A 26,984-nucleotide genomic window follows, 5' to 3' on the forward strand; every position below is an offset into this window, starting at 1 on the left:
CCCTATAAGAGCCACCAAAACCGGTGGCTTTTTTCTACGTACCTTAGTGAGTCAAGTCCAGTAGGGGCGTAGACGAACTTAGGTACGTTGACGCAGTTCGAACGACAGTGAGAACTACGATCCTTAATACGTTAGTGAACTTGAGTACATGGATGCCGTGCGGAACTACTTTTTACAGGACAACAAAATAATCTCCACGAGAGCTCTGATTTTCGATCATGACTCTTGGGAGGTTTTTTCATCTTTTATCTTTTTGACATCACATATCTTTGTGGATGCGATAAGTATTGTAAGCAGTGACTACATTAGCAACGGCACTGACCCTTGAGCTACGTGCGATATCGGCTTGTAGGGCATTGGCCTCCTCTTGCAGATTCACTTGCGTTTCTTGGAATTGTTGCATTTCAAGCAGATTGTAGGCTTCAGGCAAGGTAGAGGCACGGCCTTCTGCGATTAAGTTATATAGTCGGAAGAGGTCGTGGTAATTATAAAATTTTTGTGGGAAACCTTGCATCCCTTGTTGGTAGGCTGGTTGGCTGATTTCCTGGTTATAAAGGGCCTGGGCATTGGCAAGAGCCTGCTTGGCTGGGGCTACAAATACAAAATATTTGATCGCAATCAACCCACCCATCAATCCGAGCATCAGTAGAAAACCGTGCATCAGGTGACTTTGTTCTAAGAGAAAAATCGTAAAGGCAAAAAGAAGATTGAGGGCCAGTGTGACCGTGATTGGCCCATTGAGTCTCTTCGCTGCTTTATTTAATCGGTTTTGTTGGCGCTGAACTTCATCCCAAGCAACTGCTGCAGGGGCTGTTAGCACGCGCTTTTCATCTAATAGCTGTAAAATTTCTTGTGTCGTCATTATAAAACTCCTTTTGTTATAAGCGTATCTTCTAGAATTGACCTTATTTTATCAAAAATCCTTCCCTAAAAAAGGGCCATGTAAACTATAGTTTCATTTTTCTTAAAAATCGAAGAATTTCTAGTTTTTTTGTCAAAAATTAAACTCTGAGTTTAATTACATCCCTTTTTGAGGTATACTAATAGTATGATAATTGAAAGGAAGCCCCCCTATGTCCTCATCTTCGCCATTTGGTCCAACATTTCGTAAGATTCGTGAAGCACGTGGTCTTTCTCTAAAAGAAGTCGCTGCAGATATTGTTTCTCCTCAGTTCCTTAGCCAATTTGAGCGTTCTCAAAAAGGAGTAACCATTGAGACCTTCTCTCGCCTCTTGCTGTCTATGGGGGTGGATTGGGACACCTTTTTGTCCCATTATCCTGGCTTAACCATTCAAAATTTTAGCCCCATTTTGATGAAGCACATCAATCAAGAAAACATGGATTTTCTGTCCATTATTGAGCGCTTAAAGCACGAAAAATCACCTGTTGCAGAGGAGAACAAAGAGCTCTGGCAACTCTATTTGCGCTCGCTTGAAATCAATGTCAATAACGCGATGGGAAAAGAAATCCACCTGGAAGACGCACCTGTGTCGATTCAACGAATCGCTCAAGAAGTGCCGTTTGCCTATCAAAATGAAATTGAGCAAGACTTCACCATTGCCCTTTTATCTGTCTTGCCCTATGAAGTCGTCGCTAAGATTCGAAAGGAATCCTTGGAACTTTTTGAAAGCAGTTATTCTGCATACTCTGCCAATGCATTGGCCTCTTTGCTGTTAAATCTGGCCAACTACCTGATAAAAAAAGAACTCTACTTAGAAGCTCTAAATTTTCTTCAATCGATTAACCAGCTTCGCAAGCGCAAACCGATTTTAAACACCAGTATTTCCATGCAGTTAGAATTTATGCAGGTCTATGCCCTCCTTGGCTTAAATGACAAGGAAGGGGTTTATCGTGCCAAGCAGGTCCTAAAAGCCTTGGAAGGTTTGATTGCACTCGAAAATTTCGGAAGCCCGCTTGTTCAAATCAAGACAAAATTCATGTTGCGAGTCAACGAACTTAACAAAACCGGTATTGATTTCTTCAGCGAATAAAGACGTCTCAGACTTCAGACTGATTCTTTCAATCAGCTCCTTTTCTTAAGATTTCTTTAAGCAAACCGCCTTATAATAAAACCATCAAATAAAGACCTCCTAACTTTGTTTGATAGAAAATCCTAAACTTTTTCATAATAATCTCCCTATAAGAGCCACCAAAACCGGTGGCTTTTTCTACGTACCTTAACAAACGTTAGTGAGCTTAGGTACGTTGATGCAGTTCGAGCGACAGCGAGAACTACGTTCCTTCTCCTTCATTTGTACAAATACTCCAATTTATGCTCGATCTATGTTATAATGAAGAGAATTTTTGTCTGAGGAGGATTTATGAAAAAAACACATTCTACGCTATTCATCCCGGGCATCATTATGCTTGGGATTGTTTTACGAACACCATTTACTACGCTTCCGACGGTCTTGTCTGACATCGCTGCTGGTTTGGGGGTAGATGTGAGCTCTCTGGGACTATTGACTAGCTTGCCACTGCTCACCTTTGCCATTTTCTCACCTTTTGCGATTCAATTTGCTAAAAAGTTGGGGATTGAGCGCCTCTTTTTCCTAGTTTTGATCGCGATTACGATCGGATCTGCCATTCGGATTATCAACCTCCCCTTCCTCTATCTGGGAACCATCTTGATTGGAGCTGGCATCGCCTTTCTCAATGTGCTACTTCCAAGCCTGATTCAAGCGAACAGACCCCGCCAACTAGGCATTCTGACCACTTTGTACATCACTTCTATGGGGATGTCCACAGCGATCGCCTCTTCTGTTGCCGTTCCGATCACCAAAGCCACTTCTTGGCAAGGTTTGGTCAACATCTTGACAGCCTTGTGTGCTCTTGCTTTGGTCATCTGGATTCCTAACCTTCGCTACAACCACCATCTAAAAAAGACGGCTACTACGGAATCTAGTAGCAAGTGGTATACCAATAAATATGTCTGGGCTATCATGATTTTTGGAGGCTTGCAGTCACTGCTTTTCTACACAAGTATGACCTGGCTTCCGACCATGGCTGTTCAAGCTGGCCTTTCAAAGGTTGAATCTGGACTACTGGCCTCCGTGTTTACCCTGATCAGTCTCCCATTCTCCTTGACGATCCCAAGTTTAACGACACGGTTATCCGATCGCAATCGACGATTGATGCTTACGATTGTTGTCGGAGCAGGGATTCTGGGAGTAGCCATGCTCTTAATCCTGACCAGCAACTTCTTCTATTGGCTCGTCATCAATGCCCTGATAGGAAGTTCCGTTAGTTCGCTCTTTCCTTACCTCATGGTCGCTTTCTCCATGAAATCTAGTACACCTGAAAAAACAGCTCAACTTTCTGGTCTTGCCCAAACAGGAGGCTACGTCTTTGCTGCTTTTGGCCCCATTCTCTTCGGCTACAGCAAATCCCTCTTCCACTCTTGGACACCAGCTATCCTCATGCTACTGATCTTAACCATCATCATGGCGATTGCCCTTTATCATGTGGAAAAAGTCGATCATATTTTATAACCATTGTCCGGCTGAAAGATTCGTCTTCCGGCCTTTTTTGTGCATACAAAAAAGAACTAGGCACTTGTCCTAGTTCGAAGTTTTATTATCCGTTAAATGAGATATGTACGTGGTCGTTGTGGTTTGCTGTATCTCCACCACGGTCCGGCATTTGGTTCCATGTATTAGCTGGTCCGTAAATGTTATTTACTGGCATGTAGAATTGTTGTTTCCAGATAATATATGAGATACCTGCACGGTCCATGTTATCAATCGCATACTGTGCAACTTGATCTCCAAGCTCTGAATTTGTTGGAACCATCACGTCCACTGCAAGTCCTTTACCATGGTCTTCTGGATCCCCTTCACGGTAACCACCGATGTTTGTGATACCGAATTTCGCTGCAATTTCTTGACGGAAAGCTTCCGCTTGCGGTTGAAGATTTGGATCAGTTGGAATAGCATTACCAGTTGTTGGAGTTGATGCTACTGGTTGCACTTCAGGTGCTGCAGCAGTTTCTACTGCTGGTTGTGCTGCTGGAGCTTCAGGAGCAGAAGCTGGTGTTTCAGCAGGAGCTTCCGCTACTGGAGCAGATTGGGGAGCAGCTGGCGCTACTTCTTGATTTTGTACTTCAACATTGACAGCTGGAGCACCGTAGTTTGGTGTTTCTGGAACAGCTGGTTGTGCTGGTGTTTCTGCTGCTGGTACTTCAACTACAGGAGCTTCCGCTGGGGCTTCTTGAGTTTCCGCTGCTGGAGCAACTGGAACAGCTTTGTTATCTTCGTTTACTGGTTTAGACAAATCGTTGACAGCGACTGTTTGGTCATCAACTGTCACTTGGTTTGTTGTCAAGTCAGCACTTGCAACGGTTGCATCTGTCGCACCTGCTTGAGGAGTTTGGATTTCAACTGAAGTTACTTCTTTTTGATCATTTACTGTTGTTTTCAAAACAGTACCTGGGTAGATCAAATCCATGTTGCTGATGTTGTTCAAGTTTGCCAACACATGTACGTCGATTCCAAGCGCTTCTGCGATCGAACTCAATGTATCACCATATTTGATGGTATAAGTTTGTTGGTTTTCACCGCTTTGTTGGATATCATGTTTGATTTCATCTACTGAGCGAGCTACCCAATCTTCAAGTGTTTCTGCAGTGGCTTTTGTAAATGGAATCACTGCAAGAGCTACTGTTGAAGCGATCAAGGCTTTCGTATTAACTTTTAATTTCATCTTTTATCCTCTTTTTTCTTTGTTTTTTTGTTCAAGATTTTCTTGGACAAATTAACTACCATACTATCTTATCACAATTTAAAAATAATAAAAGGCCTTTTTGGCTATTTAACAAAACTGTATTTTTCTTGTAACATTTCGTCTTTCTTGTCACATTGTTACAAACTAGTAACATAAAATTAGGGTCCTGGAAGAAGAGTTCGAGGGCGCAAAAAAAGCCTCATCAAGGAGCGGTTCCTCGATGAGGTTCTTGTCTTTTTTAAGTAATTGAGGCCGGCTGAAAAGCTGGGTGAAAAACGCAAACTGTAATAGTACTAACTTCAAAGGCACAGTAGCTGATTGGATTTTTCTCTCGCTTTAAGAGCTCGGAAAAATCCTAATCAGCCTTGTGGGGGCAGGACAACGAAGCATTCTATACAACAGTGCTTCTGTCCTGCTCCCTATTTTCACTTTGCATTTTACGGGCTTTGTATCTTATAACTGAACACGCCTACAACTCTTTGGAAAAAGATAAATCCAACTAGAAGCGGACGCTTCGTCGTTGGATTTCCTATTTTCCTTTGAGTTGCTTAACGGCTTTGTATCTTATTTTACCTTCATGATTCTGACGAGGTTGGCGCGTTCGGCTTCTTCGAGTTTCATTTCGATATAATAGATAGTTTCTTTGAGATCTGGGATGGTCGCATACTCAAGTCCATTCACTCGACGGCGGGTTTTCTCGATTTCATCTGCCATAAGTTGGCAGCTTTTTTCGATTTCCGCTAACTTGAGCAAATCTGGGAGTAGATCCCCCATTTCTTGGATGGTGCTATCCATTTGACTGTTGGAGGCGAGGTAGCTATAAACCACGTCCCCTTCATCATCTCCGTATGGATTATCGATACGGGCATGGAGCTTGGGCACGCGCACACTCATGACATTTTCTTCCTCGATATGGAGCATCACTTCTCGAGTGGGAACGGCAAAGATTTCTTCTACCATAAGGTCACTCTCTAAGGACTTGGCCATCACGAAATCTTGCATATTGCCCACCAGCGCTGCCTCCACCTTTTGGCGCAGACGATTATTCTCACGCACAGCTTCAATAAAGCGGCGCATGAGTTCATCCCGCTTATCCTTGAGCAACTTGTGCCCCCGGGTTGCTGTCTTGAGGCGCTCTTTGAGAATATTGAGCTCCATCCGAGTTGGTTTTACATTTAATCGTGCCATAGGTTAATCCTCTTTGTTTGGCAGATACTTGTCAATCATCTCATCCTTGATCCGTTTAAGCTCTGTTCGTGGAAGGATGGATAAGAGTTCCCAACCGAGATCCAAACTTTCCTCAATCGTCCGATTGGTGGTAAAACCTTGATTGATGTATTCTTGCTCAAAGCGGTCCGTAAATTTAACATAGAGCTTGTCGGTATCTGACAAGGCAGACTCCCCAAGTACTACAGCCAGTTCTTTGGCTTGTTTTCCTTGGGCATAGGCCGCAAAGAGCTGGTTCATGGTCGCCGCATGGTCTTCCCGTGTCTTACCTTCACCAGAACCCTTGTCCTTCAAACGAGAAAGGGATGGAAGAACATTGATCGGTGGGCGGTAACCACTATTGTAGAGATCGCGGGACAAGATAATTTGTCCTTCCGTGATGTAGCCTGTCAAGTCAGGGATGGGGTGGGTGATGTCATCCTCCGGCATGGAGAGGATTGGAATCTGAGTCACAGATCCTTTCTTTCCAACCAAGCGTCCTGCACGTTCGTAGAGGGTTGAGAGGTTGGTATAAAGGTACCCTGGATAGCCCCGACGTCCTGGAACTTCCCGGCGGGCAGCAGATACTTCCCGAAGGGCTTCACAGTAGTTGGTCATGTCGGTCATGATGACCAAGACGTGCATGTCTTTTTCATAGGCCAAATATTCTGCCGCGGTCAAGGCGATCCGAGGGGTCGCAATCCGCTCGATAGCTGGGTCATTGGCTAGGTTGATGAAGAGGACAGAGCGATCAATAGCCCCTGTCTCCCGCAGGTCGTTCATAAAGAACTCGGCTTCTTCAAAGGTAATCCCCATAGCCGCAAAGACCACGGCGAAGTTTTCTTCCGAATTAAGAACCGTCGCTTGACGAGCAATCTGAGCCGCCAACTCCTTGTGAGGAAGACCAGAACCTGAGAATACTGGGAGTTTTTGGCCCCGAACCAAGGTATTCAAATGGTCAATGGCTGAGATTCCTGTCTGGATAAATTCATCCGGATAGTCCCGCGAAACAGGGTTAATAGCTTGTCCATCAATGTCCAAGTACTTCTCTGGGATAATCTCTGGACCGCCATCGATGGGTTTGCCCATTCCGTTAAAGATGCGTCCGACCATGTCTTCAGACACAGGAAGTTCTAGGGGACGTCCGGTAAAGCGGACCTTGGCTTTTTCCAAGTTGATCCCGCTAGATCCTTCAAAGAGCTGGACCATGGCCTTATCTTCTTGGACTTCGAGGACTTGTCCCTGACGGGTCGTTCCATCATGAAGCTTGATTTCTACTAGTTCATTGTAGTGAACCCCTTCAACCTGATCGACAATCATCAAGGGGCCAACAACTTCGCTGACAGTACGGTATTCTTTAATCACGCTCATTGTCTACTCCTCCTTTTGCGACGATTTGGTGTAGGGTTTCTACGATTTCTTCTTTCAAAGCTTGAATGGTTGCCAACTGGTCCTCATGGATGAACTTGCTCCGGGCAATGCGGTCTCGAAGAGCCACGGTTCCTTCCATGATTTCTGTGAAGTAAGCCCCTAATTCCAACGCTTTTTGACTTTCTTGGTCAAAGGTTAAAATGTTGGTCAACAAGGCCACCTGCTTGCTGAAAGAGGTATAGGTATCGACCTCATCAAAGGCATTTTGTTGCAGGTAGTCTTCACGGATCATCTTAGCCGCATTCATGGTCAAGCGGTCTTTTTCAGACAAGGAATCTAGACCAACCAAGCGGACGATTTCTTGCAATTCACTTTCCTTTTGAAGCAAATTCATAGCGCGGGTCACTTTTTCAGACCAGCTGATTTGTTCATGTAGATCGATATAGCGACCGACTTCATCTTGGTAAAGTGAATAAGAACTCAACCAGTTGATGGCCGGGAAGTGACGACGTTGGGCCAATTGAGCATCTAAACCCCAGAAGACCTTAACAATTCGCAAGGTATTTTGCGTTACCGGCTCTGAAATGTCTCCACCCGGAGGGGAAACGGCACCGATGGCGGTAATCGAGCCTTCACGCGCAGTGGTTCCGAGTGTCTTGACCCGACCTGCACGCTCGTAGTATTCGGCAATCCGGCTACCAAGATAGGCTGGGTAACCTTCATCCCCTGGCATTTCTTCTAGACGACCAGACATTTCACGGAGAGCTTCTGCCCAACGAGAAGTAGAGTCCGCCATGATGGCAACGGAATAGCCCATATCACGGAAGTATTCGGCAATAGTAATCCCTGTGTAGATGGAAGCTTCCCGCGCAGCCACTGGCATGTTCGAAGTGTTGGCGATCAGAACGGTCCGTTGCATAATGGATTGACCAGTCGTTGGATCGATCAATTCTGGAAATTCATTCAGAACGTCCGTCATTTCATTTCCGCGTTCCCCACAACCAACGTAAATTACGATGTCTACATTGGCAAACTTAGCCACCTGGTGTTGCACAACTGTCTTTCCAGCTCCGAAAGGACCAGGAACAGCTGCAGCTCCACCCTTAGTCACAGGGAAGAAGGTATCGATGACCCGTTGACCGGTGACCAAAGGCTCTACTGGAATCAGTTTTTGTGCAAAGGGACGGCCTCGACGAACCGGCCATTTTTGCATCAGGGTTCCAGTAAAGAGGCTACCATCTGCCTGCTCAATCTCATAGACCGGCTCTTCCACTGTGTAAGAACCTGCTGCGATCTTGGTCACACGTCCACTGACACCAAAGGGTACCATGATGCGGTGTTCCACCATATTGGTCTCTTGAACGGTACCGACGATGTCTCCTGCAACCACCTCTGTCCCTTCAGTCACGCTTGGTTCGAAGGCCCATTTGGTGTCCCGATCTAGATTTGGAACTTGCACCCCACGAACCAAAAAGTCACTGGCAGTCACTTCTTGGAAGCGTTCCAAGGGGCGTTGGATCCCGTCAAACATCTGAGAGATCAAGCCTGGTCCCAATTCAACAGAAAGGGGGGCTCCAGTTGTTACCACTGGTTCTCCTGGACCGACTCCAGACGTTTCTTCATATACTTGGATAGAGGCTTCGTCCCGCCGCATCTCAATAATTTCGCCAATCAAACCAAGATCGCCGACCCGGCAAATGTCTTGGATATTGGCCTCCTGCATCCCTGATGCAACCACCAAGGGACCGGAAACTTTGATAATTTTTCCTTGAGTCATGTATTCCTCCTGGGAATCCTTTGTTTCTTTGTTTTACTTTTGTGCTATCTCTCTTAGAGCTTGCTTTTGTTGGCCATTGGCATCGAAATTGCTTGGATCCAACCAAGCTTCGAAGCGCTGTTTGATAGCTGGCCATTCTTGGTCAATGATAGACAACCAGTCTGTATCACGGGTACGACCTTTATAAACAACAGCCTGACGGAAACAGCCTTCATAGGTGAACCCTAAGCGCTCAGCTGCTTTGCGAGATGCTTGGTTTAAGGCATCGCATTTCCACTCATAGCGGCGGTATCCTAAATCTTCAAACACGTAGCGCGCTAAGAGATACTGGGCTTCTGTAGCCATGCGTGTCTTTTGGAGCGCTGGTGAGTAGGTCACTGCTCCGACTTCGATCACCCGATTGGCTTGATCGATCCGCATGAGAGAGAAAGTCCCCAAAGCCTTGCCTGAATCTTTGTCTACAATCGCATAGTAAAAGCGACCTTGGGCTGTCATGAGATCATCTAATAAGTGGTCCCACTCCTCTTCATTGCGGGCAGGGCCTTTGAACAGAAAGGTCCACATAGCTGCTGGAGAGTCCGGCCCGTAGACCTGATAAAGATCTGCTCCATGTTTTTCTTTTGAGAGGCGCTCGATCACGGTATAGCGACCTTCGATCCGCTCAATAGCTGGCAGACGCCCCGGTGTAAAATCCGGCAGTGCATCGCCAATCGCTTGGCCAAATTCATTTGTTCTCATAAAATATCCTGTCCTACTGCTTTTTCGACATTATCACGAATCCGCTGTTGGCCCAGTCCCGTAGTTCCTCTATGGGTCGGGATAAGGATCAGAGCCGGAGTCAGCTGCTGGTCGTAAAAAGCCACTGTATCTGGAATAGCCTGAGCAATATCCTCTGTCAGGTAGATAATCCCGAAGTTTTCCCGACTGAGTTTTCGCAGGGTATTGATCGCTTCTTGTGGCTCTGTGACCGGATAGGTTTGAAAGCCAATCAGGCGAAAAGGAAGGATGGCGTCCCGATTGCCCACAACTGCGATCTTATAGGTCTGTTTGTCCATAAATCGGTCTCATCCTTTCTTTGATGTCTGCTAGCGGAAAACCATTGTCCAAACCAGAGAGGACCAAACGAAGGTTGGTCACCTCTAACTCTTTCCCGTAAAGATAACGAACAAGAGGGAGTGGTCCATCGACTTCAAAACGGCCAGCGTCTAGAAGACTGAATTTCACCAAGCTTTCTAAATACTCCAACTCTACGGTCTTTAGTTGACCGGTGCGCATCTTTTCTTCATAAGTCTCTAAGGCGAGATCGTACTCCAGCGGATTGACTTGATAAAACCAGGTCAACCACTGACCGGATTCTAGCAGGTCGATCACCTGATGGGCACTGAGGCTCCCTTCATCTGAAAGTAATTGGTGCATAAAGCTATGCGGTTTTTGCTGATCCAAGGCCCGCTTAACTGTAATCGCATTGTAAAAGTCAATGGTCACGTCCACCAACTGCTTCAGAATCGGATGATCTAGGCTGTCCCCTAAGTATCTCAGGTGTTTAAAATAAGCTAAGTCCATCCCGATTTCGAGAACCCGCAAGTCCTGATAATCTTGGAATTCTTGCCAGGTTGCAGCCACTTCTTCCGCCATAAAGGCTGGGCAATGCTCCGCAGAAAAGGTCGCTACCAAATGCTCGAGCACATCGAGAGAATAAGGACCGATAGGGATCAATAAGTGCCCCAACTTGCGCTCTGTCGCCTTGTGTTTTAGATAAACCTTGAGATTATGATAGGTGTACTTCAAGGTAAAAAGGCTAACCAGGTCTGACTGAGGGCTTACCTCAAAAGCCCATTGGTATTCTGCCAACAAGGCTGCCATCAGACGGGCTTCAAGGACTGATAAATCCTTGATCTCGTGGCTATCTAAAGCATAAGGTGTCCCTTGTAGCAAGCCTTCTCGGCTCTCGCTTGAGGGACTTGCAAGCAACTGCTCAAACTGACTGGGACTGACAAAACTAGCCTCACGTACGCTGATTCCTGTATTGACTTGAGAATAGGTCCGTTCGCTCATTGCAACCTCCTAGTTCTCTTCATCTGTGAAAATGCTGGCTGCCATCTGGTAGCTTTCTTGCTCCCAAATGGAATCCACCAAATCAAAGTAGAGATAGTTGTCATCAATCTTCCCAACCGACAGGACAAAGCCTGCTTGAGCTGGGATCGTTGCATCTGCAACTGTCACATTCTGATGCGTCTGCTTCAATCTCTCAAGAGCTGCTGAATCAAATTTAGCAGCGCTCACCGCCCCAAAGGTCAGGGTCACAACTTGTCCCTGATAGCGCTCTAAGACCGCATCTACAAACTGCATTTCCTTTTCAAGGGGCCAAGCCACCATCGCTTCATAAGCATCTGCAAAGAGATCCTTTAAGACTCGTTGCTTGGTGACAAGGGTGGATTGGCGTTTTTTATTTTCGATTTGTTGGGTTTCACGTTGCAATTGACGTTGAATCCGCTTGAGCTGCTCGGAGCGTTGATTAAGTTTGTCTTGGATCAAACGCTCTTCTTGCGCAGTCTCTTCTTTTAGGATGGTTTCCTTGGCCTCTTCTAAGAGTTTACGCCCTTTTTCGTGGGCTTGGGCCAAGATCGAATCCTTTAATTGGGTTTGTTCATCCATATCGTTTTTTCTCCTATTGCATGCGTCTTGTGTTTTTCGCCTCGTAAGGCGAATCCATCAAAGCTAGCTCTTAGCCGACGCGTAGGGTCAATAGGAAGGACACAACGAAGGCCAAGATGGCGTAAGTTTCAACCATGGCCGCAAGGATAACCCCTTTCATCATGTCTTCAGGGCGTTTGGCTAAGATTTGCATCCCTGCTGTCGCAACATTTCCTTGGTGTTTTGCTGAGAAATAACCAACGATCGCAACTGGAAGAGCTGTAAAGAAGTAAGCAACCCCTGTTTCAAGTGGCATATCTGGCTTAATTTGCAACCAGATCAAGATCCCGATAACGAAACCGTACAAACCTTGTGTACCTGGCAACAATTGCAAAATCAAGGCTTGGGCAAATTTTTCAGGTTGTTCTTTCAAGAGCGCTGCTGCTGCTTGACCCGTTTTACCAACCCCAAGGGCAGATCCCATTCCACTAAGTGCAACGGCGATCGCCACACCAAATGCTGCAAAGAAGGCGCCCCCATGGGCTGAAAAATATGATGCTAAAGATTCCATGAATATACTCCTATTTATTAAAGATAATACTTATTTTTTTGTTTTAATATAGCGTTCAGAAGGTTTGAGAGGCCGAAATGGCTTGCCTCCTCCTTCGTAGAACTTACCGAAGAACTCCACAAAGATTAAACGGGCTCCATGCACATAACCTGACAAGAAGGACAGGAACATATTAATGGCATGTAGGACGATAAAGAGCACAAGCCCTACCGTAAACCGTCCAAGCGGTGGGAAAAGATTGACAATCAGGTTAAAGGCTGAACCGATACTAGCTCCAGACAAGCCCAGGGCCATCAAACGGGTGAAGCTGACCAAGTCTCCGACGTACCCACTGACATTGTAGAGGTTAAAGAGACCAGATGCTAGACCGGATAACTTCTTGGCACTGACAATGGAAACAATCAAGATCCCAATGGCGTTTAAAATAGCCAGCCACTTGCCGATCGGAACTAGAAGGCTCATCCCTGGCAAGATATTGCCTACTGCTAGAAGCATTAAACCAAGTAGGATCAAGACCCAAGCAAAGCCAGCATTATAGGCTTCGGTGTAGTCTTTGAGGCGAACATTTTTCATTCCTCCTAGGAAGAGGCCCACTAAGACGGTGATAAAACCAAAGACCACTGAGAGGATCAGGATGGTCATGGCGTTGCTGGTCGTACTGATCAGGGCAAAAGGCATCTCAAATCCAAAGAAAGAGCCATAGACCACACCCCAAAGGGCAACTGAAATTCCAAGGAGGCTGAAGAAACGAAGGTTCTTGGCTGTACTAGGCTTGAGCTTAAAGGCTTTAAGGGCAAAGCCTGTCGCTACCGTTAGCAACAGTCCATAACCGATATCTGCAACCATCATGCCAAAGAAAACAAAGTAGAAGAGAGAAACGATCGGTGTCGGATCTTTCTCGTAATACCTAGGCAGGGCGTACATCTCTGTGACTAATTCAAAGGGTTCTACCAAGGCATTATTTCGCAACTGGATCGGAACGTCATCCCAATCTTTTTCCGTCACATCGCGTGTCTCTAGTAAGACTCGAGAACCAAAACCTTCTTGCAAGAAGTCTCGCAATGAGGCCACTTGGGAGGTTTCAATCCAACCCTCTAGGGCTACCAAGCTTTGCGTACTAGCAAGAAGCGACTTAGCTTCCTCACGAGCTCCCAAACTCAGCAAGTAATCCATCTGGTACTTGAGCTGGTCCAGTTCCTTCTGGGAGTTTTGTAACTCGGCTAGGGTTGCTGCAACTACAGCTTCTTGCTCTTTGATTTCCCCTTCTAGGCGATCCAAGTAGGCGGCCGGGACCTGCTCTTCTTCATAGTCCAATTCTTTGAACCCATGGTCTTCTAAAAGCTCCTGAACAGCTACACGATCTCCCGAACGATACAAGATGACATAGCCGTGTTCGGTTTCAGACGTAAAGACTTCCTCTAACTCCAGCTCAGGATGAGCTTTTAAGGAAGAGCGAACAGCGTCTGTATCGCTATTTGGGATCGTCCCGATCAAGCCATGCACATAGTGAAAAGTAGCGAGAGCAGCTGGCGTCACTTCTAACGGTCGCCATTTTTCTAAGCGTTCGATCTCTCCCTTTGCATCCGCAATCTTCTGACGAGCCTTGTCTAACACGCGCAATTGGCGTTTCAACTTGGTCAATAGAAGATCCTCATCTCGAATCATCCCGTGGGCCTGCAAGTCATCAAAAGACAAGCTTAAGGGTTCTTCCTTCAGAGCTTGCAGGGCCTTTTTCTCAGGCATATAAGGCTCCAGAGTCTGAATCATTTTTTCAACTTGTTCTTGACGTTTTTGCAGCTCTACCAAAGCTTGACGATTGTTCTCTGTCAAGGGTTGAGACAAGGTATTTGCCTCAAAGGCAGCCTGCCATTCTTCATGCTCACTGAGGTCATAAATCTGGATTTTTGCCTCAGACTGTAACGCTAGTAGGAGACTGTCCAAGTCATCTTTGGGTAAGATGAGGGACAGTTTTTGCATCTGACTAACGGCCATAGCTTGCTACCACCTTTTCTACAATGGCTTCAACTAACCCAGCTCGCTTATCGGTCATCGCCTGTTGTACCTTGGCATCATTGCGCGCAACCGTTTCTTCCAGATCTTTCGTTAAACGGACGAGTCTTTCCTGGGCGTTTTTTTCTGCCTCTGTGACCAATTGCTTGGTTTCCTCATCGTAATGCTGTGCCACTGTTGCAAGGCGATCGCGCGAATCCGTTCGGATTTGTTCAACTTGAGCTTCATAGCCTACGATCACGCCCTGAGCAGCTTGCTCGATCTCTTGCATCATCTCGAGTGTTGCATTCGACATCGTCACACCTCCTTATTCAACCATTGTTCTTCCAACAACAGTACAATTATCTTAAATTATACCACAATTCATATCGTTTGTTCAGGCCCAACCGGAAATTTTCAGAAAATTGTGGATAACCAACAAGCCACTACTGCCAGGATTGGAAGCGTTCTCTTCTTTTCTCCTATCCTGTTCCTAGTTTCAGTATTTCTTGATTTCTTTTACTTGAATAAAGCGGTTACCCATGTTATAATGTGTAATATATTATAGGAGCATCCTGTTATTTCATCTCGTGAGAAAGGAGGATTGCTGTGAAACAAGATCAAGATTTACGCGCCATTATCGCCAGCCATGAAGCTGAGTTAACAGATATGGAACGCGACATTGCCCAATATTTTTTATCATCCGAAGCACGACAGCACTCCCTGTCCTCTTCTCGTGTAACGGAGTTACTCCATGTCTCAAAGGCAGCTTTAACGCGTTTCTCTCAAAAATGTGGTTTTTCCGGCTATCGGGAGTTTGTCTATCATTTTAATGAGGAAACAAAGAATCAAAAACAGGTGCAAGTGCATGACGAACTCACTCTCAGCGTCTTGCAACGCTACCACCATATCAGTAACGTCACTGAAAGTCTGGTAAAAGATTCCCAATTAGATCGGGTAGCTGAACTAATCGATCAAGCGGACCGAGTCTATTTCTTCGGGATTGGTAGTTCCGGTTTAGTCGCTCGAGAAATGAAATTGCGCTTTATGCGACTAGGAGTCGTTTGTGAAGCCCTGACTGATCAAGACGGCTTTGCCTGGACGACCAGTATTCTCGATCCTTCTTGCTTAGTCATTGGTTTCTCATTGTCAGGAAGTACAAGTTCCATCACAGATAGTCTCTTAGACGCGAAGGAAAAAGGAGCTGAGACAATTCTCGTGACTGCTAACCCCGCGGCTATCCGCCAGGGTTTTACAGAAGTGTTACCAGCTGCGTCCCTTCCTAGCAGTACCTACATCGATCGTATTTCCGCCATTTTTCCCATGCTGATCGTTGTTGATTTAATCTATGCTCATTTCCTCAATAAAAATCGAGAACAAAAGGAAATTGTCTTTAATAGCTACTGGGAAAACAAAAAACTTTCTAATCAACGTTCTCGAAAATCTTAATATGGTCTCCCTATTTAAAAAGCATGAAAGATCAGGCTTTCTTCATCTTTCATGCTTTTTTTGATGAATCAAAAACAAGTCGCCAACGCGACTTGTTTTATGTTTCATGTTTTTGTCTAAAGTGATAGTAAGCCCCCAACATACCTGCGGCGTTTTGATGGTGGGCAAATTCCAAACGGATCTTATCTGCTAGGCTAGGAACCAGTTCGGCACACAGGGCTTGATAGATTTTTGGCTTGAGGATGGCTTCCTGAGCCATAATCCCCCCTCCAAGAACGATGACCTCTGGATTGACCACATAGGCGATATTGGCCAGTCCTTTTCCGAGATAGGCCACCATCCGATCAATTCCAGCCATACAGATCTTATCTCCCTCCGTTGCCTGCTTGAAGATCCGGCGACCATTCCACTGTTCCACAGGATCACCATGATGTTCTGCCACGTACTCGACCAAAGCCGTCGTTGAAGCTAGATCCTGAAAGGCACCGTCTGGCAAATGAAGATAGCCAACCTCACAGGCTGAATTGCTAAAACCATGAAAGACCTGACCATCAAGCAAGAGGCAACCGCCGATCCCCGTCCCAATTGTCAGGCAAACAGCATTGTTCGATCCTTTTGCATGGCCTGTAGTGACCTCTGCGAGACCAGCACAGTTGACATCATTTTCAATCTCGCAAGGGATCTGAAAGGTCTCTTCGATTTCCTTTTTGAATTGGGTGCCTGCATAGTTGGGAATTTGCGGGCCAGCATAAAAGATTTCTCCCTTATCAGGATCGACCATTCCGGCCGAAGAAATCGCAACCCCTGCCAAGGGATGCTTCTTCAAATAACGGGCTACGATTTCCTTTGTTGTGTTAAGAATGTGAGGTCCTCCTTTTTGGGCCTCCGTTGGCATTTCATGGGTCTCTAGGAGTTGCCCTTTTGCATCGGCTAGACCATACTTGATACTGGTCCCTCCGATATCAATTACAACATATGGATTCATCTAGACCTCCTTTGATCAAAGGAATCTGGCTTTTGTGTCCTGAATGAGTTGAGCAGCACGTTGAATCACTTCTTGATCCGCTTCTACTACTGGCGTCAAAGGGGAGCGAACAGATCCCAAGTCCAAACCTTCATTGATGCGCAAAACCGCTTTGATGACTGCATACATATTGCCATGAGCAGACGTCAAGACTCCGATAATGTCATTGATGGCAAACTGTAGGGCACGCGCAGTCTCCAAGTCTTTCTCAGCAATCAGCTGATTGAGCTTCAAGAAAAGTTCTGGCATCGCACCATAGGTGCCACCGATTCCAGCATGCGCTCCCATGAGACGGCCACCTAAGAATTGTTCATCTGGACCATTAAAGACGATATGGTCATCGCCTCCTAAAGAAGCAAAGGTTTGAATGTCCTGAACAGGCATCGAAGAATTTTTCACCCCAATCACCCGTGGGTTTTTCAACATTTCCTTGTAAAGGCTCGGTGTCAAAGCGACCCCTGCCAATTGCGGGATATTGTAGATGACAAAGTCTGTATTGGGTGCGGCTGCACTGATTTCATTCCAGTAGTGGGCCACACTGTATTCTGGCAAGCGGAAATAGATCGGTGGAATGGCCGCAATGGCATCCACTCCTAATTCTTCCGCATGTCGTGCCAATTCCACGCTATCCTTGGTGTTGTTGCAGGCTACGTGAGCAATGATGGTCAATTTCCCTTTAGCTACTGCCATCACTTCTTCTAGAATCAGCTTGCGATCGGCCACGCTCTGGTAGATACATTCGCCAGAGGATCCGTTGACATACAAGCCCTGCACACCTTTCGCGATAAAATATTCTACCAGCGCACGTACCCGCTCCGGGCTAATTTCTCCTTGGTCATCATAGCAGGCGTAAAAAGCGGGGATGACTCCTTCATATTTTTTTAAATCTGACATTTTTTCTCCTTTTGTCACTAATGAATTCATTTTATTCTTGGTACTGGGCAAAAATCTTTTCCATTAATCCAACTTGTGCAAAAGCTAAGCTTGAAAAGCCGAACAAGAAAAAGATCATAAGCCCCAATAGGAAAGCTAAAACCGAGCTTGCAAGAGCCATACATAGAAGCAAGAGAGCACTTCCCATGACAAAGAACCAAGGAAAATGCAAGCCTGTCACAATCATGGCTTTTTGCAAACACTCTTTCCAATCCAATTGGTAGCGGGCCGCAATAGGATAAGCAGCCAATAAGATCAACACAAGAAAGAGAAAGAGGCCTAAACAAATGGTTTTCAAAGCTTGGAAAGCTAGGGAAGTTTGCCCCCAAAATAAGAATAAATCAAAGAGACAAATACCTGCAACAATCAGTTCTAAACTTCCTAGTTGCAAGCCTATTTTCCAATTGTCCCGAAAAGCCTTCGCATAACTACGAATCACCGGAACACGACGCTGGTGCTTAATGGCAAATAAGGTCTGATACAAACTAATTTTCGCAATTCCAATCGTGAGAACTGGTAAACAACTTAGCACAAATAAAAGATTAACAGTTACCAAGTCGAGGACCTTCTCACTGATACGCATCACTACATTGTCCGTGTTAAAAACGGTTTTGATCAATCCTGCCCCCTTAGATGACATAGGCACTCCTTTCTAACGTGATCAATCGATCGCAATTTTAAATAGATATTTTTTCACGATATCTTTTTGCCCTGCATAGCCATTGGGCTGGTGAGGCTCCCCTGGAAAGAAAATCGCAAAATTATGATAGCCTAGATGAAGCGGATAAGACTCCTGGCAATGGACAAAACCGATGTCCGATGCTTCATCAAATGCGAGCGCCTCACCTGTCACACGAGATCCATAACTCGAAAACTCATGCCCTTCTATCAATAAATGCAAATCGGCATATCTTTTGTGGTATTCAAAGCGATCATTTTCTGCTTTGTTGAGGGTATTTTCTTGAACGACGAGAAAGACCTTATCCCCATCAATATCATATTTCCCCAATTCAAAAGAATCCTTCCGATGCTCATAGAGAAAATCAATGGTCTGATCCAGATTGGGGTGGATTCCTTTGTAAAAGGTGATGTTTTTTAAATCATCAAATATCATATTCTCATCCTTTCGATACTTTTCAGCCTAGAAAACCGATCTGCACACAACTATCGTTTGTCCAAGCAGACGACTTATCCTTTGACCGCTCCCATGGTAATCCCTTGTGTAAAGGATTTTTGGAACACGAGGAAGACCGTAACGATTGGCACTGCAGCTAGGGCTGCCCCAGCCATGATCAAGCCATAGTTGGTGGCCATTTCAGCCTGCATGGTTGCTACCCCTAAGGAAATGGTCAAGTTTTGCCGAGAGGTCAGCATTACCAATTGCATAAAGTAGTCGTTCCAGGTGTTGATAAAGGTAAAGATGGCAAGGGCTGCAAATCCCGGCTTGACAATTGGGAAGGCAACGCTCCAGAAAGTCCGCAACTCTCCACAACCATCGATCTTAGCAGATTCTAAGAGTTCTGTTGGGATGTTTTCACTAAATTGCTTCATCAAGAAGACCCCGAATGGCCATCCAACCAATGGTAGAATAACCGCTGCAAGGGTATCATGGATCCCCATAAAGTTAATAATCCGTACCAATGGAACCAAGACAACTTGTTTTGGAAGGGCCATAGCTGCGATAAAGATAGCAAAGAGAATTCGTTGCCCATAGAAGCGTTTCTTAGCCAAGACATATCCTGCCAAGGAAGAGGTCATACACACCAAAAGCATGGTTGCAAGGGAGATGAAGACACTATTCCATAACCATTGTAGGGCTGGGTTTTGTACCATCAACTGTTGGAAGTTTTCCATGGTTGGTGTCTTTGGCCACCATTGAGGTGGGATCATAATGGTATCTGGTTGAGACTTAAAGGCCCCTGTCAAAATCCAATAAAATGGGAAAATGAACAAGACTGTCAAAAGGAGCAAAATGATCGTTGAAATTACTGTAAAGGCAGTGATGGGTTTCTTTTGTGTTGGTTTCATCTGAGGCTCCTTTCTTTAGTATTCTACGTCGTTTCCGAGGATCTTGAATTGCGCAAAACTGATAATGGCAATCATCACCGCAAGGAAGACACCCATGGTGTTGGCATAACCGTATTCAGAGAGTTTAAAGGCTTTTTCATAGAGGTAGTACATAAGGGTACTCGTTGAGTAGTTAGGTCCACCGGATGTCAACAATTGGATCAAGGCGAAACATTGGAAAGAGTTAATGGTCGTAATGATCGCAATGTACAAGGTTGTTGGCAACAAGCTTGGCCATTTGATTTTCCAGAAAACTTGAAATTCTGTCGCACCATCCACACGCGCGGCTTCTACAAGTGAATTATCAATATTTCCCATAGCTGCGATGTAGAGGATGATCGGTTGACCAACTGAAGTGGTCAACAAAATAATGATGATAGCCATTAAAGCCCAGTGTTTGTCCCCCAACCAAGAAATGTTTTGGTTGATGACATGTCCAGATTTCAATACAAAGTTCAAAATCCCTGATAGTGGATCATAGATCCATTTCCATACAACCGTTACCGCTACACTCCCTGTAACAACTGGAAGGAAGAAGACGAAACGATAGAAGGAACGCGCAATCGCATTTTGATGGTAGGTCTGAGAAGCCACAAACAAGGAGAACAATACGACGATCGGAACGGATCCGATAACGATGATGACGGTATTGATCAAGGACTTGACAAAGACCTTATCCGCAAACATGCGGGAATAATTTTCTAAACCGACAAACTTAAAGGATGTCATAGAATAGTTGAAGAAACTTGTCACAAAGCCCATAATCATGGGTGCTAAGACAAAGACCGTAAAGAAGATTAAAATGGGTGCTAGGAATGCGTAGGAAACGAGCGTCTCCCTCATTCGGATTTTGTTTACCTTCACAGTAAGGCACCTCCTAGTGTTCTTTTTCTATTTTTTCCTTGATTCCTATGTGGAATGGATGGCACTGCGCCTTTCTACATATGATAATTAGGAGAGTGAAAATATGAAGGCCCCCTCTTTCAATCTACGTATGGAGATAAGAAATCGAGGGGGCCTATGCTTTCTTATTTCTATGAAAGGATCATTTGAGTTTCATAGATGATCTATTTTTTCTTGATCGTTTCGTTTGCTTTTTCAGTAAATGTCTTCAAAGCTGGTTCTGCTTTTTCATCCCCGTTTGAAACAGATTGCAACATTGGGAACCAAAGTGTACGCATTTCTGCAAAACCGTCGATTGTGTTGTAGTATGGTGAGTAGTATTTTGTCCAAGTGCTGATGGTTTCCATCCGTTTGTCATCGTACAACTTACCAAATGAACTACGAACTGGGAAAGCTCCTGTACGCACAACATCTTTTGGACCCCATTCTTTGTCGTCTGCGATGAACTGTACAAATTTCTTAGCAGCAGCAATTTTCTTTTCATCTTTATTATTGAAGACTGCAAATCCATTGACAAGGTATTCCAATTTTGGCTTGCCTGAGTCAGATGGGAATGGCACTTCTACTACTTCGACCTTACTTGCATCCAACAATTTAGCTTGGATACCGTTTTGTGAAGGCGCCCACAAGATAGTGTAAGAAGTTTGACCATTCGCAAAGTTTTGGATGTCTGCTCCACCATCGAATTGAGAACCATTCATCATCAAGCCGTCATCGATCCATTTAGAAGCTTTTTCCAAACCTTTGACAAATTTTGGATCATCTGTTGTATACTTGGTTACTTTTTCATCAGTAACAGAACCGCCATAAAGGTTAGCAATGAAGGCACGAGTTCCTTGGTCTCCACCTTGACCATTACTGAAGAGTGATCCTGGTGTATAACCTTTGTCTTTCAAAGCTTTCAATACTTTTTCAAAGTCGTCTGTTGTCCAGCCTTCTTTGACAAGATCCAACACGCCTGCATCTTTGAGCATCTTCTTATTCATCGCCATGTAGAATGGTGCTGAACTAATTGGATACATGTAAGCTGTGTCGCCTGCCTTGCTGGCTTGAATGATATTTTCATTATTGACATCTTTGACAAAATCTTCGGTAAAGAGATCGTTCAAATCAGCCAATTTTCCATTTTTACCATACTGAATGATCCGTCCAGGTGCATCAAAGAGCACATCTGGAGCAGTTCCTGCTTCAATAGCCGTTGTGATCTTTTCAGGACCTGACTTGAAGTCAATCGTTTCCAAATTCACGTGGATATCTGGATTTGCTTTTTCAAAAGCTGCAATAATTGATTTTTCGTAGGTTCCAACACCATCTTCTGCTTTTTCTTGAGTAAAGACTGGGAAGGCCCACCAAGTGATTTCTGTTTTACCAGAATTTCCACCAGAAGATTCTGATTTTGATCCTCCGCTAGAGCCACAAGCTGCGAGTGCTAGAAGAGCTGCACCAGCTACCAACGAGCACAATACTTTTTTCATTTTCATGTGATTTCTCCTCACAATTTACGGTAAGATTACTCTTACAGGGGGTTATCCTCAATGAGGACGCCTATTCTTGTTCATGTTTCAGATTCGACTACTCTCTATTCGGTCTCCTCCTCCTTCAATCTACTGTTTTGTTTACTCATTTTAAGGCTGCGACGAAGCGCTCTGTAATCTCTTTTGGTCGAGTAATGGCACCACCTACAACGATGCCGCGAACCCCGAGATCATGGATTTTCTTGGCTTGATCCGGATAGTGGATCTTGCCTTCTGCGATGACATCTACTCCTGCTTGGCAGAGACGATGAATCAGTTCAAAATCTGGACCATCAACCTTTGGACTGTAGTCCGTATAGCCCGAAAGGGTCGTTCCGACAAAGTCCACTCCCGCTTCGACAGCTGTCAATCCTTCTTCCAGAGTAGAGATATCAGCCATCAAGAGTTGGTCAGGATATTTCTCTTTGACTTGATGGATAAAGTCACTAATCGAAAGGCCATCATGACGCGGCCGTTTGGTACAATCAAGCGCAATGACTGCGATATCCAAAGCTGCCAGCTCATCGACTTCTTTCATAGTCGCCGTGATAAAGGGTTCTTCAGGTGGGTAATCACGTTTGATAATCCCAATGATCGGTAACTTGGTCACTTCCTTGATTTCCTTGATATCCCGGACACTATTGGCTCGGATTCCGACAGCTCCACCCTGCTCAGCCGCTTTTACTAAGAGAGGAATGACTCCTCCTGCTTCTGTATAGAGCGGTTCATGAGGGAGAGCTTGACAAGAAACAATGATGCCGTCTTTGATTTGTTCAATCAGTTCATCTTTTGTAATCTTTGACATAACTCCTACTCCTTTGATAATAAGGCAACTCGAGTACTTGTAAATTGATTATAATCTATTTTTAAAGCGCTTACAATATTAATCGTGCAATTGGATTATAGTTTCACATTTTAGGGCAAAATAAAAAGATCTCTGAAACTAGTTTCAGAGATCTAGGACATGGTGATTCCTTAGGCCATCTTTTGGGTCGCTTTTTCCTTTACGACAAATACAAAGCCAATAGAGCCAACGACGGCTCCAAGCAAGATCCAATAGACCATATCCGATGAAGCCATTGGGCCTGCCAAGAGACCTGCTAGTAAAAAGAGATTGATATACAGTCGGGTATCGCGATAAAAGGTCCAATTGAAATGGTAGCTACCTTCTGGATACTGCCGTGTCGATACAGACGGTTGAAAGACCTGAAGAAGGATCAAAATCCCAACAAAAGCAAGATAAGCTAGGCTAACTACCGAAAGCGGAGCCTGCATCGTTAAAGCTACAGTCGCTAAAAGCAAGACCAAGATCCAGAAATGGAAGTCCATCCAGAATTCACGATGATAACAAAACCGTTTCATAAGATCACACCTTTCTCTTTATGTAATCGTTTTCTGTACTTCTATTATAAGACAACGAATTTATTTTGCAAGGAATCATTGGCTTTTGGGGGTTGAAAATAGGACCAGAATATCTCTGGTCCGTCTAAAAAAACTATGAACAAATATTAGTTGCCACTTCATTCACTGATATCATTTTCGATAATCACCTTGAGAGCATGGTTTTCACCCGCATGTTTAAAGACATCATAGGCTTTTTCAACTTCTGAGAGTTTGAAGTGGTGGGTGATGAGCTTAGTCGCATCGATCTTGCCTGATTTCAAGACATTGAGTAACATTTCAGTAGTATTGGCATTGACAAGACCGGTGTTGAGGGTAATGTTCTTGATCCACAAATCATCCAAATTGAAGCTAACCGGTTTTCCGTGGACACCGACATTAGCGATGTGTCCACCGACAGAGATGACGTTTTGGCAGACATCAAAGGTAGCAGGATAGCCCACACATTCCATGGAGATATCGACACCACGACCTTCGGTCACTTCATTGATAAAGGCCTTGATTTCAGCGATATCGCTGGAGCAGATGGTGTGAGTTGCTCCAAATTTCTTAGCCGCTTCAAGACGAGATTCAGACAAGTCCACCATGATAATCGTAGCTGGTGAGAAGAACTGCACAGTCAAGAGAGCTGCAAGACCGATCGGACCAGCTCCAACGATACAGACATTATCGCCTGGTTTTACATGAGATGGGAGGACCCCAATTTCATAAGAGGTTGGGAGAATATCTGAGAGCATGACCAAGGCTTCGTCATCCACAGTTTCAGGTGCATGATAAAGACTACCATCAGCATGTGGAATGTGGACATACTCTGCTTGGGTTCCGTTGATCAAGTGACCCAAAATCCAACCACCATCTTCACAGTGAGAAGGCAAACTACGTTTACAGTAGTAGCAGGTATTACAAGCTGTGACACAAGAGATGATGACCTTGTCGCCTACCTTGAAGTTATTCACTGCATCGCCGACTTCTTCGACGATCCCGATTCCTTCGTGGCCTAAAATCGTGCCTTCTTTACAAGCTGGCACATCTCCTCCTAGGATGTGAAGGTCTGTCCCACAGATGGTTGTCTTCAAGACACGCACAATGGCATCCGTTGGATTTTTGATCACTGGTTTTGGTTGATCCAGCAGTTGCAGATTGCCTGCAGATACATAAGTTGCAGCTTTCATAAGCGACTCCTTTTTTGTTGGTTTGATAAAACCATTTTATTTTCGTTTCTTTGTGAATATTATAACATACTAAGTAAGCGCTTGCAAGAATTTATGAGCACATTTTTAAAAGTTTTTGAGCAAACAAAAACATTCCTCTTATCTCTACCAGAGGAATGTTTCAATCACCTTGTTCTAATTGTTGGCGCTGCTTGTAGTACTCTTGCTGCTCGCGCTCACGCTCTTCTTCTAAACGCTCTTCATAGCGCTTGAGTTCTGCCTCAAACTCTTCTTGCAAGGCAAATAAACGCTCCAAGCCACTTTGGGCCTCCGCACTTGGCGCTTGAAAATGAAGGGCACTTAGCCAGTCCACTAAATTTTCTGTATGTTGGCGGACATCCATACGCATATCCGCATAATCCCACTCCAACTCGCTAAGTTTCTGGTTGAAGCGGTAATGTCGATCTTCTAGTTGTTCTAATTCACTATTTCCTGAATGGTACATCACATACCTCCTTTAATCGGACTCAATAAAATCGGCTTCTTCACTGATTTCAGTGCTGTTTCTACCGCGTCCGCTGCTCCTCCTGTAAATCCATCTTTCAAATCACTAACGAGGGTCGTTGTAGCAAAAGAGCGCATCTTTTCGGATTGACCGCCCAAGGTTACCTGCAAACTCATCCCTTCCAACATCATCAAGGCTTTCTGCGTTGCAATCAAACTTCTGATCGCAATCCGCTCTTGCTCCTTTTTAATCTCTCGATGGAGCTCCTCAATTCGTTCTCTGTCCTCTCCCAGGATCTCTAACATCTTTTTCTCCTACTTATGAAAAATCAAAGGCCGTCGCTTGTCCCTTGTCCAAGTCCACCAATTGAGCTGACGCAGCCTCCAGCTGACCTGCCAAATCTGACAAGCGAGTGGAGTATGCCTTTGCTTGGGCGAGATTCTCCGCCTCTACCGCTTGGTCCCAACAAGTATCCATGGAGAACCCTCCTAATAGTTGCTCCACTTCTGCATCTGTTAAAAATTGGGCCATGCTGTGGGCCATTTGTGACACCTCAGCGACCTTATGGGAAACCGTCTCCTTGGCCTCTTCCAGCTTATCCTTGACTTCTGCCTCAAAGACCGTCGCTTGCGCTGAAGCATTCTGCGCTACCGCCAGCACCAATTCCTCCCGCAATTGAATGGTCTGGGTTCCAGACGCACTCGCTAGTTGCTGATGGAGGCTAGAAACGCTTGGCCTTTCCTGCCCATGCAGAGAAACAACCGAGGCAGATGATTGAGTTTCTGATCTAGGTGCTTGTTGATCCCTTTGTGGCATCTCAATAATTTTCTGCGCCTGGTCTTGCATCCCTTGTACTTCATCTTCTAACTCCATTTGAGACAGCCTCCTTTCTTAGTTCATTTTATGGCCCACAGATCCTAAACTTCCTTGCTTCATCAGTAGAAGCAAATTCACACACTATAGGGTAACATAAATTAGCTCGTAATGCTATAAAAATTTCAAAAAATAGTTAAAAAAACAGCACTTGATGAAAAAAAATGAATTTGAACCTCGTATTCCTAAAAAATAAAAGGAAAAACTCAGCTTTTTTAGCGCCATTTACTATAATCCCCTTTTTGGATCTCTAAATTGTAAACAACCTTTGCTTCTGGGCTCCCTTTCCTGTCTTTCTGTATATTTCTTAATTGACCGTCTTCAACCAAGGCCTGGATATTATCATCTATATCATTTCCATTAGAAATCTTAGCCTCCTTCGGTAGAGTTGCCTTACCAGAAACATCAATCTGTCCGCCTACTTCGGAATTTTCCAAATAAATGATTTCTTGATTGTTAGGGCCAAAATCGAACTCAACTCCACTGTGCAATCCATAGCTCAAAAAAGGCATCCTCCCTACATCCCGCCCTAAAAAGGCTTTATTCCCATCCTGATCATATACAATCGGAATAATATTTACCGTTAAAGGATCCCCAGACTTCAAACCTCCGTCAAAGATAATCGGAGAAAATTCAATTTTACTGATACCTGTGAAATTTTCCTTTACGTACAATGCTGTTTGTTCTTCCAATAGGCGGAAAGAATGTTTAAAAATACTCTCCTCTTCATGGGTCAAGCCTTGGGCTGTTCGATTGTGTGAGATCACATACACCCCTCCTACTATTGTCATAACAATTACTGCAAAAATAGCCAGTATTCTCTTCTTCATCCATTACCTCCATTGGTTTACTTTACAAGGAAAACTCAGCTTTTTTAGCGCCATTTACTATAAT

Annotated in this window: 29 protein-coding genes; 3 read left to right on the forward strand and 26 right to left on the reverse strand. The window is 44.7% G+C overall.

Translation table 11 applies throughout. From position 1 onward, the window contains the following. Positions 1 to 259 precede the first annotated feature (259 nt). Positions 260 to 862, reverse strand: coding sequence for a hypothetical protein (locus tag HMPREF2893_RS09700; RefSeq protein ID WP_049486045.1), 603 nt, complete (start codon positions 860 to 862; stop codon positions 260 to 262). A 211-nt stretch (positions 863 to 1,073) separates the two neighbouring features. On the opposite strand from HMPREF2893_RS09700, the gene HMPREF2893_RS09705 reads away from it, so the two are divergent. Both HMPREF2893_RS09705 and HMPREF2893_RS09710 read left to right on the forward strand, forming a co-directional pair. Continuing rightward, positions 1,074 to 1,991, forward strand: a complete 918-nt coding sequence (locus HMPREF2893_RS09705; protein ID WP_003015436.1) for a helix-turn-helix domain-containing protein — start codon at positions 1,074 to 1,076, stop codon at positions 1,989 to 1,991. 330 nt (positions 1,992 to 2,321) lie between these two features. Further along, positions 2,322 to 3,491: a CynX/NimT family MFS transporter gene (locus HMPREF2893_RS09710; protein WP_070675920.1), complete on the forward strand. Its 1,170-nt coding sequence runs from the start codon at positions 2,322 to 2,324 to the stop codon at positions 3,489 to 3,491. An 85-nt stretch (positions 3,492 to 3,576) separates the two neighbouring features. On the opposite strand, the gene HMPREF2893_RS09715 is transcribed toward HMPREF2893_RS09710, so the two are convergent. The 11 genes from HMPREF2893_RS09715 to HMPREF2893_RS09765 form a co-directional block, all read right to left on the reverse strand. Then, on the reverse strand, positions 3,577 to 4,701 hold the full coding sequence (locus HMPREF2893_RS09715; RefSeq protein ID WP_070675922.1) for a LysM peptidoglycan-binding domain-containing protein: 1,125 nt from the start codon (positions 4,699 to 4,701) through the stop codon (positions 3,577 to 3,579). A gap of 585 nt (positions 4,702 to 5,286) precedes the next feature. Continuing rightward, a complete protein-coding gene (locus HMPREF2893_RS09720; RefSeq protein ID WP_003002380.1) occupies positions 5,287 to 5,910 on the reverse strand; it encodes a V-type ATP synthase subunit D in 624 nt (207 codons plus the stop codon). 3 nt (positions 5,911 to 5,913) lie between these two features. After that, complete coding sequence (locus HMPREF2893_RS09725; protein WP_003002370.1) at positions 5,914 to 7,299, reverse strand: V-type ATP synthase subunit B; 1,386 nt, start codon at positions 7,297 to 7,299, stop codon at positions 5,914 to 5,916. Continuing rightward, positions 7,286 to 9,076 (reverse strand): V-type ATP synthase subunit A, encoded by a 1,791-nt coding sequence (locus HMPREF2893_RS09730; protein ID WP_041826169.1) that lies wholly within the window; start codon positions 9,074 to 9,076, stop codon positions 7,286 to 7,288. The genes HMPREF2893_RS09725 and HMPREF2893_RS09730 overlap by 14 nt, the downstream gene beginning before the upstream one ends. Positions 9,077 to 9,109: 33 nt before the next feature. After that, on the reverse strand, positions 9,110 to 9,814 hold the full coding sequence (locus HMPREF2893_RS09735; protein ID WP_023920101.1) for a GNAT family N-acetyltransferase: 705 nt from the start codon (positions 9,812 to 9,814) through the stop codon (positions 9,110 to 9,112). Further along, on the reverse strand, positions 9,811 to 10,131 hold the full coding sequence (locus HMPREF2893_RS09740) for a V-type ATP synthase subunit F (RefSeq protein ID WP_003009443.1): 321 nt from the start codon (positions 10,129 to 10,131) through the stop codon (positions 9,811 to 9,813). The genes HMPREF2893_RS09735 and HMPREF2893_RS09740 overlap by 4 nt, the downstream gene beginning before the upstream one ends. Continuing rightward, positions 10,112 to 11,131: a V-type ATPase subunit gene (locus tag HMPREF2893_RS09745; protein WP_070675924.1), complete on the reverse strand. Its 1,020-nt coding sequence runs from the start codon at positions 11,129 to 11,131 to the stop codon at positions 10,112 to 10,114. The genes HMPREF2893_RS09740 and HMPREF2893_RS09745 overlap by 20 nt, the downstream gene beginning before the upstream one ends. Before the next feature lie 9 nt (positions 11,132 to 11,140). Next, complete coding sequence (locus HMPREF2893_RS09750; RefSeq protein WP_070675926.1) at positions 11,141 to 11,731, reverse strand: V-type ATP synthase subunit E family protein; 591 nt, start codon at positions 11,729 to 11,731, stop codon at positions 11,141 to 11,143. Between the two features lie 70 nt (positions 11,732 to 11,801). Further along, a complete protein-coding gene (locus HMPREF2893_RS09755) occupies positions 11,802 to 12,281 on the reverse strand; it encodes a V-type ATP synthase subunit K (protein WP_003009435.1) in 480 nt (159 codons plus the stop codon). A 30-nt stretch (positions 12,282 to 12,311) separates the two neighbouring features. Then, a complete protein-coding gene (locus tag HMPREF2893_RS09760) occupies positions 12,312 to 14,273 on the reverse strand; it encodes a V-type ATP synthase subunit I (protein ID WP_070675928.1) in 1,962 nt (653 codons plus the stop codon). Beyond that, positions 14,263 to 14,586, reverse strand: a complete 324-nt coding sequence (locus tag HMPREF2893_RS09765) for a hypothetical protein (RefSeq protein WP_003009429.1) — start codon at positions 14,584 to 14,586, stop codon at positions 14,263 to 14,265. The genes HMPREF2893_RS09760 and HMPREF2893_RS09765 overlap by 11 nt, the downstream gene beginning before the upstream one ends. Positions 14,587 to 14,879: 293 nt before the next feature. Between HMPREF2893_RS09765 and HMPREF2893_RS09770 the strand changes: the two genes are divergently transcribed. Continuing rightward, positions 14,880 to 15,719: a MurR/RpiR family transcriptional regulator gene (locus HMPREF2893_RS09770; protein ID WP_070675930.1), complete on the forward strand. Its 840-nt coding sequence runs from the start codon at positions 14,880 to 14,882 to the stop codon at positions 15,717 to 15,719. A gap of 97 nt (positions 15,720 to 15,816) precedes the next feature. On the opposite strand, the gene HMPREF2893_RS09775 is transcribed toward HMPREF2893_RS09770, so the two are convergent. From HMPREF2893_RS09775 to HMPREF2893_RS09840, 14 genes are all read right to left on the reverse strand, one after another. After that, entirely contained in the window at positions 15,817 to 16,704 is an 888-nt protein-coding gene (locus HMPREF2893_RS09775; RefSeq protein WP_070586618.1) for an ROK family protein, read from the reverse strand. A 15-nt stretch (positions 16,705 to 16,719) separates the two neighbouring features. After that, entirely contained in the window at positions 16,720 to 17,637 is a 918-nt protein-coding gene (locus HMPREF2893_RS09780; RefSeq protein ID WP_037608222.1) for a dihydrodipicolinate synthase family protein, read from the reverse strand. A gap of 31 nt (positions 17,638 to 17,668) precedes the next feature. Further along, positions 17,669 to 18,316 (reverse strand): DUF624 domain-containing protein, encoded by a 648-nt coding sequence (locus HMPREF2893_RS09785; RefSeq protein WP_003009419.1) that lies wholly within the window; start codon positions 18,314 to 18,316, stop codon positions 17,669 to 17,671. A 21-nt stretch (positions 18,317 to 18,337) separates the two neighbouring features. Beyond that, entirely contained in the window at positions 18,338 to 18,790 is a 453-nt protein-coding gene (locus HMPREF2893_RS09790) for a NanQ anomerase/TabA/YiaL family protein (RefSeq protein ID WP_070675932.1), read from the reverse strand. A gap of 74 nt (positions 18,791 to 18,864) precedes the next feature. Beyond that, complete coding sequence (locus HMPREF2893_RS09795; RefSeq protein ID WP_003002334.1) at positions 18,865 to 19,704, reverse strand: carbohydrate ABC transporter permease; 840 nt, start codon at positions 19,702 to 19,704, stop codon at positions 18,865 to 18,867. Positions 19,705 to 19,719: 15 nt separating this feature from the next. Then, positions 19,720 to 20,607: a carbohydrate ABC transporter permease gene (locus tag HMPREF2893_RS09800; RefSeq protein ID WP_003009412.1), complete on the reverse strand. Its 888-nt coding sequence runs from the start codon at positions 20,605 to 20,607 to the stop codon at positions 19,720 to 19,722. Positions 20,608 to 20,810: 203 nt separating this feature from the next. Continuing rightward, a complete protein-coding gene (locus HMPREF2893_RS09805; RefSeq protein ID WP_070675933.1) occupies positions 20,811 to 22,127 on the reverse strand; it encodes an extracellular solute-binding protein in 1,317 nt (438 codons plus the stop codon). Between the two features lie 139 nt (positions 22,128 to 22,266). Next, a complete protein-coding gene (locus HMPREF2893_RS09810; RefSeq protein ID WP_003015341.1) occupies positions 22,267 to 22,965 on the reverse strand; it encodes an N-acetylmannosamine-6-phosphate 2-epimerase in 699 nt (232 codons plus the stop codon). A 170-nt stretch (positions 22,966 to 23,135) separates the two neighbouring features. After that, a complete protein-coding gene (locus HMPREF2893_RS09815; RefSeq protein ID WP_070675936.1) occupies positions 23,136 to 23,522 on the reverse strand; it encodes an ABC transporter permease in 387 nt (128 codons plus the stop codon). Between the two features lie 158 nt (positions 23,523 to 23,680). After that, positions 23,681 to 24,733, reverse strand: coding sequence for a zinc-dependent alcohol dehydrogenase family protein (locus tag HMPREF2893_RS09820; RefSeq protein WP_003015314.1), 1,053 nt, complete (start codon positions 24,731 to 24,733; stop codon positions 23,681 to 23,683). Between the two features lie 160 nt (positions 24,734 to 24,893). Continuing rightward, positions 24,894 to 25,217 (reverse strand): hypothetical protein, encoded by a 324-nt coding sequence (locus HMPREF2893_RS09825; RefSeq protein WP_003009394.1) that lies wholly within the window; start codon positions 25,215 to 25,217, stop codon positions 24,894 to 24,896. After that, positions 25,217 to 25,522, reverse strand: coding sequence for a hypothetical protein (locus tag HMPREF2893_RS09830; protein WP_003002376.1), 306 nt, complete (start codon positions 25,520 to 25,522; stop codon positions 25,217 to 25,219). Before HMPREF2893_RS09830 ends, HMPREF2893_RS09825 begins: the two co-directional genes overlap by 1 nt. A 13-nt stretch (positions 25,523 to 25,535) precedes the next feature. Continuing rightward, positions 25,536 to 26,090: a hypothetical protein gene (locus HMPREF2893_RS09835; protein ID WP_070675938.1), complete on the reverse strand. Its 555-nt coding sequence runs from the start codon at positions 26,088 to 26,090 to the stop codon at positions 25,536 to 25,538. A 215-nt stretch (positions 26,091 to 26,305) separates the two neighbouring features. Next, complete coding sequence (locus HMPREF2893_RS09840) at positions 26,306 to 26,920, reverse strand: hypothetical protein (RefSeq protein WP_070675940.1); 615 nt, start codon at positions 26,918 to 26,920, stop codon at positions 26,306 to 26,308. Positions 26,921 to 26,984: the final 64 nt, after the last annotated feature.

The sequence above is a fragment of the Streptococcus sp. HMSC072C09 genome (genome assembly GCF_001813105.1).
Classification (GTDB): domain Bacteria; phylum Bacillota; class Bacilli; order Lactobacillales; family Streptococcaceae; genus Streptococcus.

Bases quoted from the DNA above. Each gene is read 5' to 3' on its own strand.
- HMPREF2893_RS09700 (WP_049486045.1), bottom strand. From the start codon at position 862: ATGACGACACAAGAAATTTTACAGCTATTAGATGAAAAGCGCGTGCTA.
- HMPREF2893_RS09705 (WP_003015436.1), top strand. From the start codon at position 1,074: ATGTCCTCATCTTCGCCATTTGGTCCAACATTTCGTAAGATTCGTGAA.
- HMPREF2893_RS09710 (WP_070675920.1), top strand. From the start codon at position 2,322: ATGAAAAAAACACATTCTACGCTATTCATCCCGGGCATCATTATGCTT.
- HMPREF2893_RS09715 (WP_070675922.1), bottom strand. From the start codon at position 4,701: ATGAAATTAAAAGTTAATACGAAAGCCTTGATCGCTTCAACAGTAGCT.
- HMPREF2893_RS09720 (WP_003002380.1), bottom strand. From the start codon at position 5,910: ATGGCACGATTAAATGTAAAACCAACTCGGATGGAGCTCAATATTCTC.
- HMPREF2893_RS09725 (WP_003002370.1), bottom strand. From the start codon at position 7,299: ATGAGCGTGATTAAAGAATACCGTACTGTCAGCGAAGTTGTTGGCCCC.
- HMPREF2893_RS09730 (WP_041826169.1), bottom strand. From the start codon at position 9,076: ATGACTCAAGGAAAAATTATCAAAGTTTCCGGTCCCTTGGTGGTTGCA.
- HMPREF2893_RS09735 (WP_023920101.1), bottom strand. From the start codon at position 9,814: ATGAGAACAAATGAATTTGGCCAAGCGATTGGCGATGCACTGCCGGAT.
- HMPREF2893_RS09740 (WP_003009443.1), bottom strand. From the start codon at position 10,131: ATGGACAAACAGACCTATAAGATCGCAGTTGTGGGCAATCGGGACGCC.
- HMPREF2893_RS09745 (WP_070675924.1), bottom strand. From the start codon at position 11,131: ATGAGCGAACGGACCTATTCTCAAGTCAATACAGGAATCAGCGTACGT.
- HMPREF2893_RS09750 (WP_070675926.1), bottom strand. From the start codon at position 11,731: ATGGATGAACAAACCCAATTAAAGGATTCGATCTTGGCCCAAGCCCAC.
- HMPREF2893_RS09755 (WP_003009435.1), bottom strand. From the start codon at position 12,281: ATGGAATCTTTAGCATCATATTTTTCAGCCCATGGGGGCGCCTTCTTT.
- HMPREF2893_RS09760 (WP_070675928.1), bottom strand. From the start codon at position 14,273: ATGGCCGTTAGTCAGATGCAAAAACTGTCCCTCATCTTACCCAAAGAT.
- HMPREF2893_RS09765 (WP_003009429.1), bottom strand. From the start codon at position 14,586: ATGTCGAATGCAACACTCGAGATGATGCAAGAGATCGAGCAAGCTGCT.
- HMPREF2893_RS09775 (WP_070586618.1), bottom strand. From the start codon at position 16,704: ATGAATCCATATGTTGTAATTGATATCGGAGGGACCAGTATCAAGTAT.
- HMPREF2893_RS09780 (WP_037608222.1), bottom strand. From the start codon at position 17,637: ATGTCAGATTTAAAAAAATATGAAGGAGTCATCCCCGCTTTTTACGCC.
- HMPREF2893_RS09785 (WP_003009419.1), bottom strand. From the start codon at position 18,316: ATGTCATCTAAGGGGGCAGGATTGATCAAAACCGTTTTTAACACGGAC.
- HMPREF2893_RS09790 (WP_070675932.1), bottom strand. From the start codon at position 18,790: ATGATATTTGATGATTTAAAAAACATCACCTTTTACAAAGGAATCCAC.
- HMPREF2893_RS09795 (WP_003002334.1), bottom strand. From the start codon at position 19,704: ATGAAACCAACACAAAAGAAACCCATCACTGCCTTTACAGTAATTTCA.
- HMPREF2893_RS09805 (WP_070675933.1), bottom strand. From the start codon at position 22,127: ATGAAAATGAAAAAAGTATTGTGCTCGTTGGTAGCTGGTGCAGCTCTT.
- HMPREF2893_RS09810 (WP_003015341.1), bottom strand. From the start codon at position 22,965: ATGTCAAAGATTACAAAAGATGAACTGATTGAACAAATCAAAGACGGC.
- HMPREF2893_RS09815 (WP_070675936.1), bottom strand. From the start codon at position 23,522: ATGAAACGGTTTTGTTATCATCGTGAATTCTGGATGGACTTCCATTTC.
- HMPREF2893_RS09820 (WP_003015314.1), bottom strand. From the start codon at position 24,733: ATGAAAGCTGCAACTTATGTATCTGCAGGCAATCTGCAACTGCTGGAT.
- HMPREF2893_RS09825 (WP_003009394.1), bottom strand. From the start codon at position 25,217: ATGTACCATTCAGGAAATAGTGAATTAGAACAACTAGAAGATCGACAT.
- HMPREF2893_RS09830 (WP_003002376.1), bottom strand. From the start codon at position 25,522: ATGTTAGAGATCCTGGGAGAGGACAGAGAACGAATTGAGGAGCTCCAT.
- HMPREF2893_RS09835 (WP_070675938.1), bottom strand. From the start codon at position 26,090: ATGGAGTTAGAAGATGAAGTACAAGGGATGCAAGACCAGGCGCAGAAA.
- HMPREF2893_RS09840 (WP_070675940.1), bottom strand. From the start codon at position 26,920: ATGAAGAAGAGAATACTGGCTATTTTTGCAGTAATTGTTATGACAATA.